Source organism: Streptomyces sp. SID14515, from assembly GCF_010548505.1.
In the GTDB taxonomy this organism is placed as follows: domain Bacteria; phylum Actinomycetota; class Actinomycetes; order Streptomycetales; family Streptomycetaceae; genus Streptomyces; species Streptomyces caviscabies.
In genome coordinates, this window is the sequence record NZ_JAAGMH010000134.1 from 112,765 (window position 1) to 125,854 (window position 13,090).

Annotated in this window: 10 protein-coding genes and 1 riboswitch; of the genes, 4 read left to right on the plus strand and 6 right to left on the minus strand. The window is 73.5% G+C overall.

What is annotated here, in order from left to right; genetic code table 11:
* Nucleotides 1-67: 67 nt before the first annotated feature.
* Nucleotides 68-631: a hypothetical protein gene (locus G3I54_RS31895; protein WP_239144673.1), complete on the plus strand. Its 564-nt coding sequence runs from the start codon at nt 68-70 to the stop codon at nt 629-631.
* 13 nt (nt 632-644) lie between these two features.
* Here G3I54_RS31895 and G3I54_RS31900 read toward each other — a convergent pair whose 3' ends face one another.
* From G3I54_RS31900 to G3I54_RS31910, 3 genes are read right to left on the minus strand one after another with little or no spacing between them, the layout of a single operon-like run.
* Entirely contained in the window at nt 645-1,631 is a 987-nt protein-coding gene (locus G3I54_RS31900; RefSeq protein WP_164619773.1) for a VOC family protein, read from the minus strand.
* A 56-nt stretch (nt 1,632-1,687) separates the two neighbouring features.
* Nucleotides 1,688-2,188, minus strand: a complete 501-nt coding sequence (locus tag G3I54_RS31905) for an HAD domain-containing protein (RefSeq protein ID WP_164619775.1) — start codon at nt 2,186-2,188, stop codon at nt 1,688-1,690.
* A gap of 50 nt (nt 2,189-2,238) precedes the next feature.
* Nucleotides 2,239-3,348, minus strand: a complete 1,110-nt coding sequence (locus G3I54_RS31910) for a cobalt-precorrin-5B (C(1))-methyltransferase (protein WP_164619777.1) — start codon at nt 3,346-3,348, stop codon at nt 2,239-2,241.
* 20 nt (nt 3,349-3,368) lie between these two features.
* Here G3I54_RS31910 and G3I54_RS31915 point away from each other — a divergent pair, with 20 nt between their 5' ends.
* Complete coding sequence (locus G3I54_RS31915; RefSeq protein WP_164619878.1) at nt 3,369-4,130, plus strand: cobalt-precorrin-6A reductase; 762 nt, start codon at nt 3,369-3,371, stop codon at nt 4,128-4,130.
* A gap of 55 nt (nt 4,131-4,185) precedes the next feature.
* Here the strand turns inward: G3I54_RS31915 and G3I54_RS31920 are convergent, their stop codons facing one another.
* The 3 genes from G3I54_RS31920 to G3I54_RS31930 all read right to left on the minus strand — a co-directional run bounded on the left by G3I54_RS31920 (nt 4,186) and on the right by G3I54_RS31930 (nt 7,735).
* Nucleotides 4,186-5,697, minus strand: a complete 1,512-nt coding sequence (locus G3I54_RS31920; RefSeq protein ID WP_164619876.1) for a precorrin-2 C(20)-methyltransferase — start codon at nt 5,695-5,697, stop codon at nt 4,186-4,188.
* Nucleotides 5,698-5,711: 14 nt separating this feature from the next.
* On the minus strand, nt 5,712-6,338 hold the full coding sequence (locus G3I54_RS31925; RefSeq protein WP_164619779.1) for a precorrin-8X methylmutase: 627 nt from the start codon (nt 6,336-6,338) through the stop codon (nt 5,712-5,714).
* A gap of 68 nt (nt 6,339-6,406) precedes the next feature.
* Complete coding sequence (locus tag G3I54_RS31930; RefSeq protein ID WP_164619781.1) at nt 6,407-7,735, minus strand: cobalamin biosynthesis protein CobG; 1,329 nt, start codon at nt 7,733-7,735, stop codon at nt 6,407-6,409.
* 280 nt (nt 7,736-8,015) lie between these two features.
* Nucleotides 8,016-8,095, plus strand: a riboswitch (cobalamin riboswitch).
* Between the two features lie 117 nt (nt 8,096-8,212).
* On the opposite strand from G3I54_RS31930, the gene cobN reads away from it, so the two are divergent.
* Complete coding sequence (cobN, locus tag G3I54_RS31935) at nt 8,213-11,818, plus strand: cobaltochelatase subunit CobN (RefSeq protein WP_164619783.1); 3,606 nt, start codon at nt 8,213-8,215, stop codon at nt 11,816-11,818.
* 81 nt (nt 11,819-11,899) lie between these two features.
* Nucleotides 11,900-13,084, plus strand: a complete 1,185-nt coding sequence (locus G3I54_RS31940; protein ID WP_203687443.1) for a hypothetical protein — start codon at nt 11,900-11,902, stop codon at nt 13,082-13,084.
* The last annotated feature ends 6 nt before the right edge of the window (nt 13,085-13,090 follow it).

The window sequence follows — 13,090 nt, forward strand, 5'->3', positions numbered from 1 at the left end:
GCTGAGAGAATCCACGGGTGCTGATCGAGGGGTACGGCCACGGGCCGGTCGTGGCGGGGAGCCGCTCGTGGGGCGGCGTGGCTTCTCGGCCAACCACCTGCTGGCGATGTGCGGTGCCGGGACGTGTGCCGAGCGGGCCGTTCCTGAGTGGTTCGGTGGGGACGGGGCCGATGCCGACGCCCTCGCCGAGGTGCTCTTCGATCCCGAACAGTGGCCGATGTTCCGGGCCTTGGTGCCGGACGGGCACCCTGTTCCCGGTGTTGTCGTGGTCTACCGCAATCTGGTCGACGAGTTCGGGGTCGACTACCTCCCCGGCGGTCCGGGCACGGGCGCGGGCTTGAGTTCGGCCCTGGGCCCGGGGCTTTCGTGGCGTGAGCTGATTCGGGTCGCCGACTGCCCCGAGCCTCCGGCCGACGGCGTCCAGGAAGTCTCCGGGCGCTTCCTGTTGCTTCTGCCTCTCCTGAGTGGAGAGTGGTCGGGCGACGTGGTCCGGGAGCGGATCGTCGCCGCTCTGGTCGCGGTCGGGGCACCAGGGGGCACCGTGGGACGGGCGGCCGGTCATCTGCTCGGCTATCTGGAGCGGCGGGCCCTGCACGATTCCGGCTGGGGCTCGCCACTCAGCGGTGGTTGAGAGGGCCGTCGCCTCACCCGGCGCGGAAGACGACCGCCGTGCCCAGCGCCGCCTTTGCCGGTACGAAGAGGTCGCCGGTCGGCGTCTCCCGCACCGGGACGCCGTTGCGGTGGAGCAGATCCCGGGTCAGGGGCAGGTCGTGCACCGTTACGGTGTACGCCACCAGAGCCGGGAGCGCGGGTGGCTCCTCGCCCGGCAGGGTCCTGGGCAGGGCCGACTTCGGGATGAGCCTCAGGGCCGCGCCGTCGAGGTCGAAGATCAGGGCCTGGCCCTCCTGGCGCGGGCTGCGGTCCAGGTAGGTCGCGTAGCGGTCGTGCGTGGCGGCCAGGTCCTCGTCCGCCACGCACAGCGTCGCCTCGGCCAGACCCGTCGCCCCGTTGGGGTGGTCCAGGTGTCGTGCGGACTGGATGCCCGGGTCGAGGTCGGCGACGACGCCCACCCTGCCCTCCGGGACGGTGCCGAGGTCCGTGGCTGTGTTCGGCTCCTGCCCGTCGATCTCCAGGTAGCGGATCGTCTCGATCGCCGAGTCGGCTCCCGAAGGTGCCGCCCGCCGCACCGTGTTGACCCCGCCGTGCCGTACACCCGCCCCCGTCAGACGCGCGGCCGCCTCCTCGATCACGGGCGACGAGAACATGAGGATGTGCAGGCCCTGGAAGCGGTCGAGGTAGGCGGCCAGGTTGGCGCTCGTCCCCCCGATCCGCTCCACCAGTTGCTGCAACACCTCGGCCGGGGCCTCCAAGGGGACGAGGCGCGTGTCGGCGGGCAGACGTCCGCCGTCGCCGTCCTTCACACAGGTCGCGAGTTCGAGGAAGGAGTCCGGGAAGTCCGCGTGCGTATTGGCCGCCCCGAAAGGCTCGGGCGCCGCGCCTTCGCTCTGTGGCATCGCCGGACAGCTCGGCGGCGGCACGACGAACCCGAGTCGTTCGTACAGGACGCTCGCCTCTGCCAGGTTTTCGACGATGTGGCCCACGTGGTGGAGGCGTGTTGTGTCGTGTGGCATCGCATTACCGTAACTGGCCTCTTTGCGAAGCGTGTTGGTTTGTCGCTCTCCCTCTCTCACCAGCTCAGCAGCGTCCTCACCGTCTCCTCCGTCAGGCCCCGCGCCGGGTCCGTGGCCACCAACAGCGTTCGGGCCGCACGGGATTCCGCCCACAGCCGGGCCTCCGCCGTGTGCGCGTCGTCGACCCAGGCCGCCGGGCGGTCCCCCGTGAAGGCCGCGATCGGCGGGACCTTCGCGGCGGGGGCGAACGGGGCCGGCGGGAAGCGGATCACCGGCAGCGGGGGCAGGGCGAAGTGCGGGGCCAGGTAGGTGTTGCCCTCGTCCTCCCAGCCGGTGGCCCACACCAGGTCGAAGCGGGTGGAGAGCAGGGCCAGCCACGGGGCGTGGGAGTCGTTCAGGCGGACCGGAGGGTCGTCGTCGGGGAAGAAGCCGTGTTCGCGGTAGCCGGGTGGGCAGGCCGGGGCCGCGAAGGGGTTCAGGACGCCGTCCACGTCCAGGAGGAGCAGGGGGCGGGGTGCGGGTGCCCTCGGTGGGCGGTCGCCGTCTTCTCGGTGCATGCGCCCAATGAAGCAGTAAGTGCGGGCGTCCAGTAGCCGTGTGCGGCCAACTACCCCCGCCCCACCACCACCCCCGCCCGGTCGATGCAGATCACGTCCACCGCGACCGGTGCGCCGCGCAGTACCGCCAAGGCCTCGTCGCGGGCGCGGGCCGCCACCAGGTCGCCCAGGGGGACGCCCGCCGCCTCGCACAGGCGCAGGGCCTCCAGGCCCGTGTTGGCGGTGGCGATCCGGGTGGCCAGGTCCTCGTCCGCGCCGCCCGTCCGGGCCAGGTCGGCGAGGAAGGGCTTGTTCACCTGGGAGCGGGCCGAGTGGAGGTCGAGGTGGCCGGCCGCGAGCTTGGAGAGTTTGGCGAAGCCGCCGCAGATCGTGAGGCGGTCGACCGGGTGGCGGCGTACGTATTTGAGGACCGCGCCCGCGAAGTCGCCCATGTCCAGGAGGGCGATGTCCGGCAGGTCGTACTCCGCGCGCACCGTCCGTTCCGACGTCGAGCCCGTGCAGCCCGCCACATGGGTCAGGCCCGCCGCCCGTGCCACGTCCACGCCCCGGCGGATCGAGTCGATCCAGGCCGAGCAGGAGTAGGGGACGACCACCCCCGTCGTGCCCAGGATCGACAGGCCGCCCAGGATGCCGAGGCGGCCGTTCCACGTGGAGCGGGCGATCTCCTCGCCGTGGTCCACCGAGACCGTGATCTCCACGTCCCCCGCGTCACCGTGCTCCGCCGCCACCCGCTCCACGTGCTCGCGCATCAGCCGGCGCGGGACCGGGTTCACCGCGGGCTCCCCGACCTCCAGCGGCAGGCCGGGGAGCGTCACCGTACCGACGCCCGGGCCGGCCCGGAACACCACGCCGGAGCCGGGCGGCAGCCTCCGTACCGTCGACCTCACCAGCGCCCCGTGCGTCACGTCCGGGTCGTCGCCCGCGTCCTTGACCACCCCGGCGCTCGCCCGCCCGGCCGCCAGCTCCTCCACCGCCAGCGCGAACGCCGGGGTCTGGCCCTTCGGCAGCGTGATGCTCACCGGGTCCGGGAAGTCGCCGGTCAGCAGCGCCGTGTACGCGGCCGTCGTCGCCGCCGTCGCACAGGCGCCGGTCGTCCAGCCGGGGCGCAGACCGGTGTGCTTGAGTTGGGCACTGCGACCGCCCCGCGCCTCAGCGTTCATGAGAAGAGTCCGTTCCGATGATGCACGTGCACGTTCTTGTTCTGGGGGGTACCACCGAGGCGCGTCGGCTGGCCGAGAGCCTCGCCGATGACCGGCGTGTCCGGGTCACCACCTCGCTCGCGGGGCGCGTCTCCGCCCCGCGACTGCCGCCCGGCGAGGTGCGGGTCGGCGGCTTCGGGGGCAGCGACGGGCTCGCCGCCTGGGTGCGTGAGCACGGTGTGGACGCTCTCGTCGATGCCACCCACCCCTTCGCCGCGACCATGAGCCGGAACGCGGCCGAGGCCGCCGCGCAGGCCCATGTTCCTCTCCTCGCCCTCCGCCGGCCCGGCTGGGTCGCCCAGGACGGTGACCGCTGGCACACCGCCGGATCGCTCGCCGAGGCGGCCGAGCTGCTGCCCGGGCTGGGGAAGCGGGTCTTCCTCACCACCGGGCGGATGGGGCTCGCCGCCTTCGCCGGAGCCGGACTCGACGACCTGTGGTTCCTCGTGCGGTCCGTCGACGCTCCCGAGCCGCCCTGCCCGGCCCGGATGGAGGTCCTGCTCGATCGGGGGCCGTTCACGCTGGAGGGCGAGCGGGAGATCATTCGGCTCCATCGCGTCGATGTGCTCGTCACCAAGGACAGCGGCGGGGACGCCACCGCGCCCAAGCTCGCCGCCGCCCGTGAGGCCGGGATTCCCGTCGTCGTGGTGCGGCGGCCACCGGTGCCCGAAGGGGTGCCGGTGGCCCGTACGCCCGAGGAGGCCGTGGAGTGGGTCGTACGGAAGCTCTCCGCCTCCGGGTAGCGGAAGCTCTCCGCCTTCGGGTAGCGGAAGTTCTCCGCCTCCGGTAGCGGCAGCTCTACGCCTCCGGGTAGCGGCGCGGTGTCCAGACGATGGACCGGTCCGCTCCGGCATCGCCCCGCCGTACCCAGCGCGTCTGCGACGAGCCCACGATCAGCAGCGTCCGCATGTCCACCTCCGCCGGGTCGACGTCGGCCAGCCGCACCGTGCGTACGGACTCCGTCGGGCCGCCCACATCCCGGGCCAGGACGACCGGGGTGTCCGGCGAGCGGTGCTCCAGGAGCAGGTCGCGGGCCTTGCCGACCTGCCACGTACGGGACTTGGAGCCCGGGTTGTACAGCGCCAGCACCAGGTCGGCCGAGGCCGCGGCGCGCAGGCGTTCCGCGATGACCTCCCACGGCTTGAGCCGGTCCGAGAGGGAGATCGTGGCGTAGTCGTGGCCCAGCGGTGCACCCGCACGGGCCGCCGCCGCGTTGGCCGCGGTGACGCCGGGCAGGACCCGTACGGGGATGTCCGCGTAGTCGTCCTGCGAGGCCGCCTCCAGCACCGCCGTCGCCATGGCGAAGACCCCGGGGTCGCCGCCGGAGACCACCGCGACGCGGCGGCCCCGCCGGGCCAGGTCCAGCGCGAACTCGGCGCGCTCGGACTCCACCTTGTTGTCCGAGCCGTGCCGCGCCTGGCCCGGGCGGACCGGCACCCGGTCCAGGTAGGTGGTGTAGCCGACCACGTCGTCCGCCGCCGCGAGGGCTCCGCGCGTCTCCGGCGTCAGCCACAGCGGGCCCGCCGGTCCGGTGCCCACGACCACGACCTCGCCGCCGGTCCGTCCGGAGGGGCGCGGCGCGTCGATACGGCTCGGCAGCACGGCCACCGAGAAGTACGGGACCGACGCCGGGTCGATGTCCGCCAGTTCGCCCGTGCGCTCCCCGGCCATCGTCGCCCGCTCCACGTACCGGGCCTCCGCCAGCCGCCCCGACGCCTCGAACGCCCCGCGCACCGCCGGGAACGTACGGCCCAGCTTCATCACCACCGCCGTGTCCGTGGCGGCGAGACGGGCCGTCAGCTCCTCCTCCGGCAGCGTGCCGGGGAGGATCGTCAGGATCTCCTCGCCCTCGACCAGCGGGGTGCCGAGGCGGGCCGCCGCCGCGCTGACGGACGTCACGCCGGGGATGACCTCGGTGGGGTAGCGGTCGGCCAGGCGCTTGTGCATGTGCATGTACGAGCCGTAGAACATCGGGTCGCCCTCGGCGAGGACCGCGACGGTCAGGCCCGCGTCCAGGTGCGCCGCGAGGCGGGCCGCGGCCTTCTCGTAGAACTCCTCCAGCGCGCCCCGGTAGCCGCCCGGGTGGTCCGTGGTCTCCGTCGTGACGGGGTAGACCAGGGCCTCCTCGATGTGGTCGGGCCGCAGGTGCGCCGCCGCGATGGAGCGGGCGATCGAGCGGCCGTGGCGGGCGCTGTGGTACGCGACGACATCCGCCTCGCCGATGGCCTGGACGGCCCGCAGGGTCATCAGATTCGGGTCGCCGGGGCCGAGTCCGACGCCGTAGAGCTTGCCGGTACGGGTGTCCTTCACCGGAGAAGTCACTGTTACTCCTCCTCGCTCGCGATGGCGTTGAGCGCCGCCGCCGCTATCGCGCTGCCGCCGCGCCGGCCCCGGATGATCAGGTGCTCCAGGCCCGACGGGTGCTCGGCCAGGGCCTCCTTGGACTCCATCGCGCCGACGAAGCCGACCGGGACGCCGATCACGGCGGCCGGGCGCGGGGCGCCCTCCTCGATCATCTCCAGCAGCCGGAACAGCGCGGTCGGGGCGTTGCCCACCGCCACCACCGCCCCCGCCATCCGGTCCCGCCACAGCTCCAGGGCCGCCGCGCTGCGGGTCGTGCCCATCTTCGCGGCCAGCTCCGGCACGGACGGGTCGGACAGTGTGCACACCACGTCGTTGTCCGCGGGCAGCCGCTTGCGGGTGACCCCGCTGGCCACCATCGCCACATCGCAGAGGATCGGCGCACCGGAGCGCAGGGCCGCGCGGGCGTCGGCCACGGCGTTCGGCGAGAAGGCGAGATCGCGTACGAGGTCGACCATGCCGCAGGCGTGGATCATCCGGACGGCGACCTGGCTCACATCGGCGGGCAGCCCGGTCAGATCCGCCTCCGCGCGGATGGTGGCGAAGGACTGGCGGTAGATCGCCGGTCCGTCCTTCTCGTACTGGTGCACAGTGCTGTCGCTTTCTTCTGCCGGTATGGGGTGGGACGGATGGGGATGGATGGGGAAGGGGAGCGTGTTCAGGCGCGTGCCGCGGCCACCGTCGCCGCGAGTGCCGCCGGGTCGTTCCGGACCGTGGCCGGGGGGTCCCGGCGTTCGCCCCGTACGTGCGAGATCCGGTGTCCGTCGGGCGTGACGACCACGTCGATCCACTCCCCGTGGGGGTGGCCGCAGCGGCGTTCGCACCCGGACCAGTACACAGGGAGCCGCCCGACCGGTCCGACAGCGGCCCCCGCTTCGGCCCGTACGTCGGACAGCGACTTCGCGCAGCCCGGGTGGCCGATGCAGGCGCCGACGCCGGTCCACGGGGACTCGGGGGTGGTGATCAGCCCGGCCGCCGCCAGGGCGCGCAGTGCCTCCGCCGCGCCGCTCTCGCCGAAGGCGCCGGGGATGACGACGCCGCGCCAGGGGGTGAGCCGCAGCTCGCCGCCGTACCGCCGGGCCGTGTCGGTCAGCAGCCGCCACCGGGCGGGGGTGAGCTGCCCGAGCGGTACGCCGACACAGATCGCGGTCGTGGCCGCTGCGCTGGTCGCGGTGGTGGCTGCTGTCTCTGCCGCGTTGCCATGCGGTCCGGTGACGAGGCCCGGGTCCGGAACCTTCGCCGTACGGGGGCGGGGGCGGTGCACGGCCTCGCCCGCCGCCGACCCGATGGCGTGGACGAACTCCGCCCGTACGTCGTCGGGCAGATCCTTCACGCGCCAGGCGCCGGAGTCCCGGGCGGCGCGGAGGAACGCCTCGGCGGCCAGGAGCGCGGCGCGCGGGCCTTTCCCGGCCGGTATCCGGAACACCTCGTCCCCGGCCCCGATCCGCAGGAGGCAGCTGTCGCCCTCCGCGATCAGGGTCACGTCCGCGCCCAGCGCGTCCACATCACCCCGTCCGTCGTCGAGGGCGAAGAGGAAGCGGCCGGAGAGCGCTGCGGCGGCGGCCGATCCGCACACCAGACCGTCCAGTTCGGTCAGCCACGGGCCGAGCGCGGGCGAACCGTCCAGTCCGGCGAGCGGCGAGGCCACGATGTTGCGGGCCCGCTCGTGCGCGGCGGAGGGCAGGAGTCCGGCGGCCGTGAGCAGTCCGGCGAGCTCACCGCCGCACCGGGCGTCGAGGCCGCGCAGCTGTACGTTGCCCCGCGAGGTGAGATGCAGCTCACCGTCCCCGAACCGGTCGGCCACCGCGAGCAGCGCGTCCGCCCGGTCCGCGCTCAGCACGCCGCCGGGGATGCGTACGCGGGCCAGCGCACCGTCGTCCGCCCGGTGCAGCCGCAGCGTTCCCGGGCAGGCGTCGCCGCCGCTGCGGGGGGAGACGCCGCCCGCGGAAAGGGGCGAGGAGGCGGAATCGGGCATGGCGGCGAGCATACCGACCGGGCCGCTCCGGGCGACGGGGTCGCTCCTGTGACCTGCGGGACAGCGGCCGGCGGCCGGACCATTGACCTGCGGGACAGCGGCCTGCGGCCGGACCGCACCGGCCCGTCGGACCGTGCCCGCCGTCCCCGCCCCGCCGACAGGCACCCCGTACACGGCACCGCCCGCAAACAGTGATCACCACCGCACCCCCGCCCTCTGCCCCGCCCCACCTCCGCCGCTTAGGATGCAGGCGGTGGTCCGTTCAGGCCGCCATCGCCAGACGGCGACAGGGGAGGAAGCCCGGTGAGATTCCGGCGCGGTCCCGCCACTGTGAGCACGGCCGCCACCACCGGCCGGGCGAGTCAGGAACTCCCTTCCCCGAGCGCCCGGTTTCCGAGCCGGGCGCAGCGCCCGGTTTCGCGCCGGACGCGGGGAGACCCCTCCGACACCGCCCGGGGCGTGGACACCCCGAGGAAGGCCTGACGCAGCATGATCCTGCTCCTGTCGACGTCCGACACCGACCTCCTGAGCGCCCGCGCTTCCGAGGGGCCCGTCAGCTACCGCTACGCCAACCCCTCCCGCCTCTCCCTCGACGGACTGCCGGAGCTGCTGGACGGCGTCGACCTCGTCGTCGTACGCCTCCTCGGCGGCGTACGGGCGTGGCAGGAAGGCCTCGACGCGGTGCTGGCCACCGGGCGGCCGGTCGTGGTCCTGACCGGTGAGCAGGCTCCCGACGCGCAGCTGATGGCCGCGTCCACCGTGCCGATCGGCATCGCGGCCGAGGCGCACGCCTACCTCGCGCACGGCGGGCCCGCCAACCTGGAGCAGCTGGGCCGGTTCCTGTCCGACACCGTGCTGCTGACCGGACACGGCTTCGAGCCGCCCGCCCCGGCCCCCGCGTGGGGCCCGCTGGAGCGGGAGGCCCGTGCGGTGCCCGAGGGTGCGCCGACCGTCGCCGTTCTCTACTACCGCGCCCACCACATGAGCGGGAACACCGCGTTCATCGACGCGCTGTGCACCGCGGTGGAGGACGCGGGGGCCCGGCCGCTCCCGCTGTACGTCGCCTCGCTCCGTACGCCGGAGACCGAGCTGATCGACGCGCTGCGCGCCGCCGACGCCATCGTCACCACCGTCCTCGCGGCGGGCGGCACCAAGCCCGCCGAGGCGTCGGCCGGCGGTGACGACGAGTCGTGGGACGCGGGCGCGCTGACCGGGCTCGACGTGCCGGTGCTCCAGGCGCTCTGCCTCACCAGCCCGCGCAGCGCCTGGGAGGAGAACGACGAGGGCGTCTCCCCGCTCGACGCGGCCACCCAGATCGCGGTGCCGGAGTTCGACGGGCGGCTGATCACCGTCCCCTTCTCCTTCAAGGAGATCGACGAGGACGGGCTCCCGGCGTACGTCGCCGACGCCGAGCGCGCGGCCCGGGTCGCCGGGATCGCCGTACGGCATGCCAAGCTCCGCACCATCCCGAACGCGGAGAAGCGCATCGCGCTCGTGCTCTCCGCCTACCCGACCAAGCACTCGCGGATCGGCAACGCCGTCGGGCTCGACACGCCCGCCAGCGCCGTCGCCCTGCTGCGGCGGCTGCGCGCCGAGGGGTACGACTTCGGGCCCGAGGAGGACATCCCGGGGCTGGTCTCCGGCGACGGCGACGAGCTGATCTACGCGCTGATCGAGGCGGGCGGTCACGACCAGGAGTGGCTGACCGAGGAGCAGTTGGCCAAGAACCCGGTCCGGATTCCGGCCGCCGACTACCGCCGCTGGTTCGCCACGCTCCCCGAGGAGCTGCGCCACGCGGTCGAGCGGCACTGGGGCCCGGCGCCCGGCGAGATGTTCGTGGACCGGTCCGCCAACCCGGAGGGCGACATCGTCCTCGCGGCCCTGCGGCGCGGCAACCTCCTCATCCTCATCCAGCCGCCGCGCGGCTTCGGCGAGAACCCGATCGCGATCTACCACGACCCCGATCTGCCGCCCTCGCACCACTACTTGGCCGCCTACCGCTGGATCGCCGCATCCGCCGACGACAACGGCTTCGGTGCGGATGCCATGATCCACCTGGGCAAGCACGGCAACCTGGAGTGGCTGCCCGGCAAGAACGCGGGTCTGTCGGCGGCCTGCGGCCCGGACGCCGCCCTCGGTGATCTGCCGCTCGTCTACCCGTTCCTGGTGAACGACCCGGGCGAGGGAACGCAGGCGAAGCGCCGCGTTCACGCCACTCTCATCGACCACCTCGTCCCGCCGATGGCCCGCGCCGACAGCTACGGCGACATCGCACGCCTGGAGCAACTCCTCGACGAGCACGCCCAGATCGCCGCCATGGACCCGGCGAAGCTGCCCGCGATCCGCGCGCAGATCTGGACGCTGATCCAGGCCGCGAAGCTCGACCACGACCTCGGCCTGGAGGACCGGCCGGAGGACGAGGGCTTCGACGACTTCATCATGCATCTCGACGGCTGGCTCTGCGAGATCAAGGACGTCCAGATCCGCGACGGCCTCCATGTGCTGGGCAACCCGCCCGCCGGGAACGACCGGGTCAACCTCGTCCTCGCCGTGCTGCGCGCCCGCCAGATCTGGGGCGGTACGGCATCGCTGCCGGGGCTGCGCGAGGCGCTCGGGCTCGACGAGTCGGCCGCCACCCGCACCGCCGCCGACGAGATCGAGGAGCAGGCCCGCGCCCTCGTCCAGGCGATGGACGACGCCGACTGGGACCCGGCGGCCGTCGCCGGTGTCGCCGCCGGGCTGCCGGACGCGGTCGCCGACATCCTCACCTTCGCGGCCACCGAGGTCGTCCCGCGCATGGCGGCCACGACCGACGAACTCACCCACGCCGTGCACGCGTTGAACGGCGGCTTCGTGCCCGCCGGGCCCTCCGGTTCACCGCTGCGCGGGCTGGTGAACGTGCTGCCGACCGGCCGGAACTTCTACTCCGTCGACCCGAAGGCCGTGCCCTCCAAGCTCGCCTGGGAGACCGGCCAGGCGCTCGCCGACTCGCTCCTCACCCGCTACCGCACCGACAACGGCGACTGGCCCACCTCGGTCGGCCTCTCCCTCTGGGGCACCAGCGCGATGCGCACGGCGGGCGACGACATCGCCGAGGCCTTCGCCCTGCTCGGCATCCGGCCCGTCTGGGACGACGCCTCGCGCCGCGTCACCGGCCTGGAGCCCATTCCGTACGAGGAGTTGGGCCGCCCCAGGATCGATGTGACGCTGCGCATCTCGGGCTTCTTCCGTGACGCGTTCCCGCACACGGTCGGGCTGCTCGACGACGCCGTACGGCTGGCCGCCTCGCTCGATGAGCCGGCCGAGCAGAACTACGTACGGGCGCACACCCAGGCCGACCTGGCCGAGCACGGCGACGAACGCCGGGCCACGACAAGGATCTTCGGTTCCCGCCCCGGCACGTACGGCGCGGGCCTCCTCCAGCTCATCGACTCCCGCGACTGGCGCACCGACGCCGACCTCGCCGAGGTCTACACCGTCTGGGGCGGTTACGCCTACGGCCGCGAGCTCGACGGCCGCCCGGCCCGCGAGGAGATGGAGAGCGCCTACAAGCGCATCGAGGTCGCCGCGAAGAACACCGACACCCGCGAGCACGACATCGCGGACTCCGACGACTACTTCCAGTACCACGGCGGCATGGTCGCCACCGTGCGCGCGCTGAAGGGCAAGGCCCCGGAGGCGTACATCGGCGACTCCACCCGCCCCGAGACCGTCCGCACGCGGACGCTGGTCGAGGAGACGTCCCGCGTCTTCCGGGCCCGCGTCGTCAACCCGAAGTGGATCGAGGCGATGCGCCGCCACGGCTACAAGGGCGCGTTCGAGCTGGCGGCCACCGTCGACTACCTCTTCGGGTACGACGCCACGACCGGTGTCGTCGCCGACTGGATGTACGACAAGCTCACCGAGACGTACGTGCTCGACCCGGAGAACCGGCAGTTCCTCCAGGAGGCCAACCCCTGGGCCCTGCACGGCATCGCGGAACGCCTCCTGGAGGCCGAGTCGCGCGGCATGTGGGCCAAGCCGGACCCGGCGGTGCTGGACGCGCTGCGCCAGGTGTACCTGGAGACGGAAGGGAACCTGGAGGGGGAGGACTGACACTCCTCGCCTGCCGGCCCGCACGGCCTTTCTGCGTCCGGCACCTGCCCCGGATCGTCTCCGACCGGCACAATCACGGTCATGGGGACAACGGGGCGGGCGTCGGACGAGCAGGGCGCCGATGAGGTCAACGGACGTGCTGCGCAAGGTAGTTCAGTGGCGGGCGCGCTCGGTTCCGTTCTCCGCCTGGTGCTCGTCTCGGGCGTGACCGGCGCGGCGCTCGCGGCCCTCGTGGTCGGCGCGATGCTGGAGCGGGTGCCGCTCCTCCTCGCCGGGGGCGGCGTCCTCGTCCTGCTGATCCTCCTCGTCGTCCTCGACGGGCGGCGGCAGGCGGCCCGCCGGAAGCCGCCGGTGACCAGGACCGCCCTCGCCCGGATCGAGGACCTGCGGGCCACGAGCGGCGAAATGGCCGATGTACCGGTGAAGTTCCGGCTGACCGTGGCGCCGGAGCCGGAGGACGGCCGGCCCGCGTACCGGGTGAAGTTCAGCCAGCAGATCAACCTCGTCGACATCCCCGCCTACCGGCCGCGCGGCATCGCGGTCGTGGAGTACCGCCCGGACGAGCCCTGGGAGGTGCGGATCGTCACCCGCCCGACCCCGGAGTGGAGCCGCCGGGCCGAGGCGGCGGAGATCGACTCCGCCCCGGAATCCACCCTGGTCAAGGACCCCGACGACGGGGGCGGCTCATGGTGCCTGCTGGGTTTCCTCGCGCTGCTGGCGGGCGCGGCGCTGGTGGTCCTGCTGTTCCGGGCCGAGCTGTTCACGTCCGAGGACGGCGATACGGGAGCCTCATCGAAGCCGTCGTCCACTACGTCCTCCTCCTTCTCCTCCTCCCGGACGTTCACCATGTCCACCACGGTCTCCGGGCCCTCGTCCTCGATGCTGGCCCTCGGCCGGATGCGGGAGACGGCCACCAAGCTGGAGGCCCGGGCGGGCACTTCGGACGTCACCGCGATCACGATCGAGGCACGCCGTATGGAGATCCGCGGCGACTCCGCCCGCCCGCCCGGCGGGACCGTGCACCTCCAGACGCTCCCGTACGAACTGTTCCCCGCCCTGGTCCGCGAGGCCCGCACGACCCTGGGCGTACGCGATCCGAAGTCCTGGCGCATCGACGTGGCGCGGGGCACGGGCACGGGTACGGGGGCGGGCCCCCGGGTCCGGGTCACGGTGACCGGCGCGGAGGGCACCGCCCATCTGGACGCGGACGCGACGGCCCGGATCGTGGACCGGCGGCCGGTGGGGGAGGCGGCCGGAACCGGCTGACGCGAG

What these genes read in the sequence shown, in the direction of transcription:
- G3I54_RS31900 (WP_164619773.1), bottom strand. Translation starts at nt 1,631, where the DNA reads ATGCCACACGACACAACACGCCTCCACCACGTGGGCCACATCGTCGAA.
- G3I54_RS31905 (WP_164619775.1), bottom strand. Translation starts at nt 2,188, where the DNA reads ATGCACCGAGAAGACGGCGACCGCCCACCGAGGGCACCCGCACCCCGC.
- G3I54_RS31910 (WP_164619777.1), bottom strand. Translation starts at nt 3,348, where the DNA reads ATGAACGCTGAGGCGCGGGGCGGTCGCAGTGCCCAACTCAAGCACACC.
- G3I54_RS31915 (WP_164619878.1), top strand. Translation starts at nt 3,369, where the DNA reads ATGCACGTGCACGTTCTTGTTCTGGGGGGTACCACCGAGGCGCGTCGG.
- G3I54_RS31930 (WP_164619781.1), bottom strand. Translation starts at nt 7,735, where the DNA reads ATGCTCGCCGCCATGCCCGATTCCGCCTCCTCGCCCCTTTCCGCGGGC.
- cobN (WP_164619783.1), top strand. Translation starts at nt 8,213, where the DNA reads ATGATCCTGCTCCTGTCGACGTCCGACACCGACCTCCTGAGCGCCCGC.
- G3I54_RS31940 (WP_203687443.1), top strand. Translation starts at nt 11,900, where the DNA reads ATGGGGACAACGGGGCGGGCGTCGGACGAGCAGGGCGCCGATGAGGTC.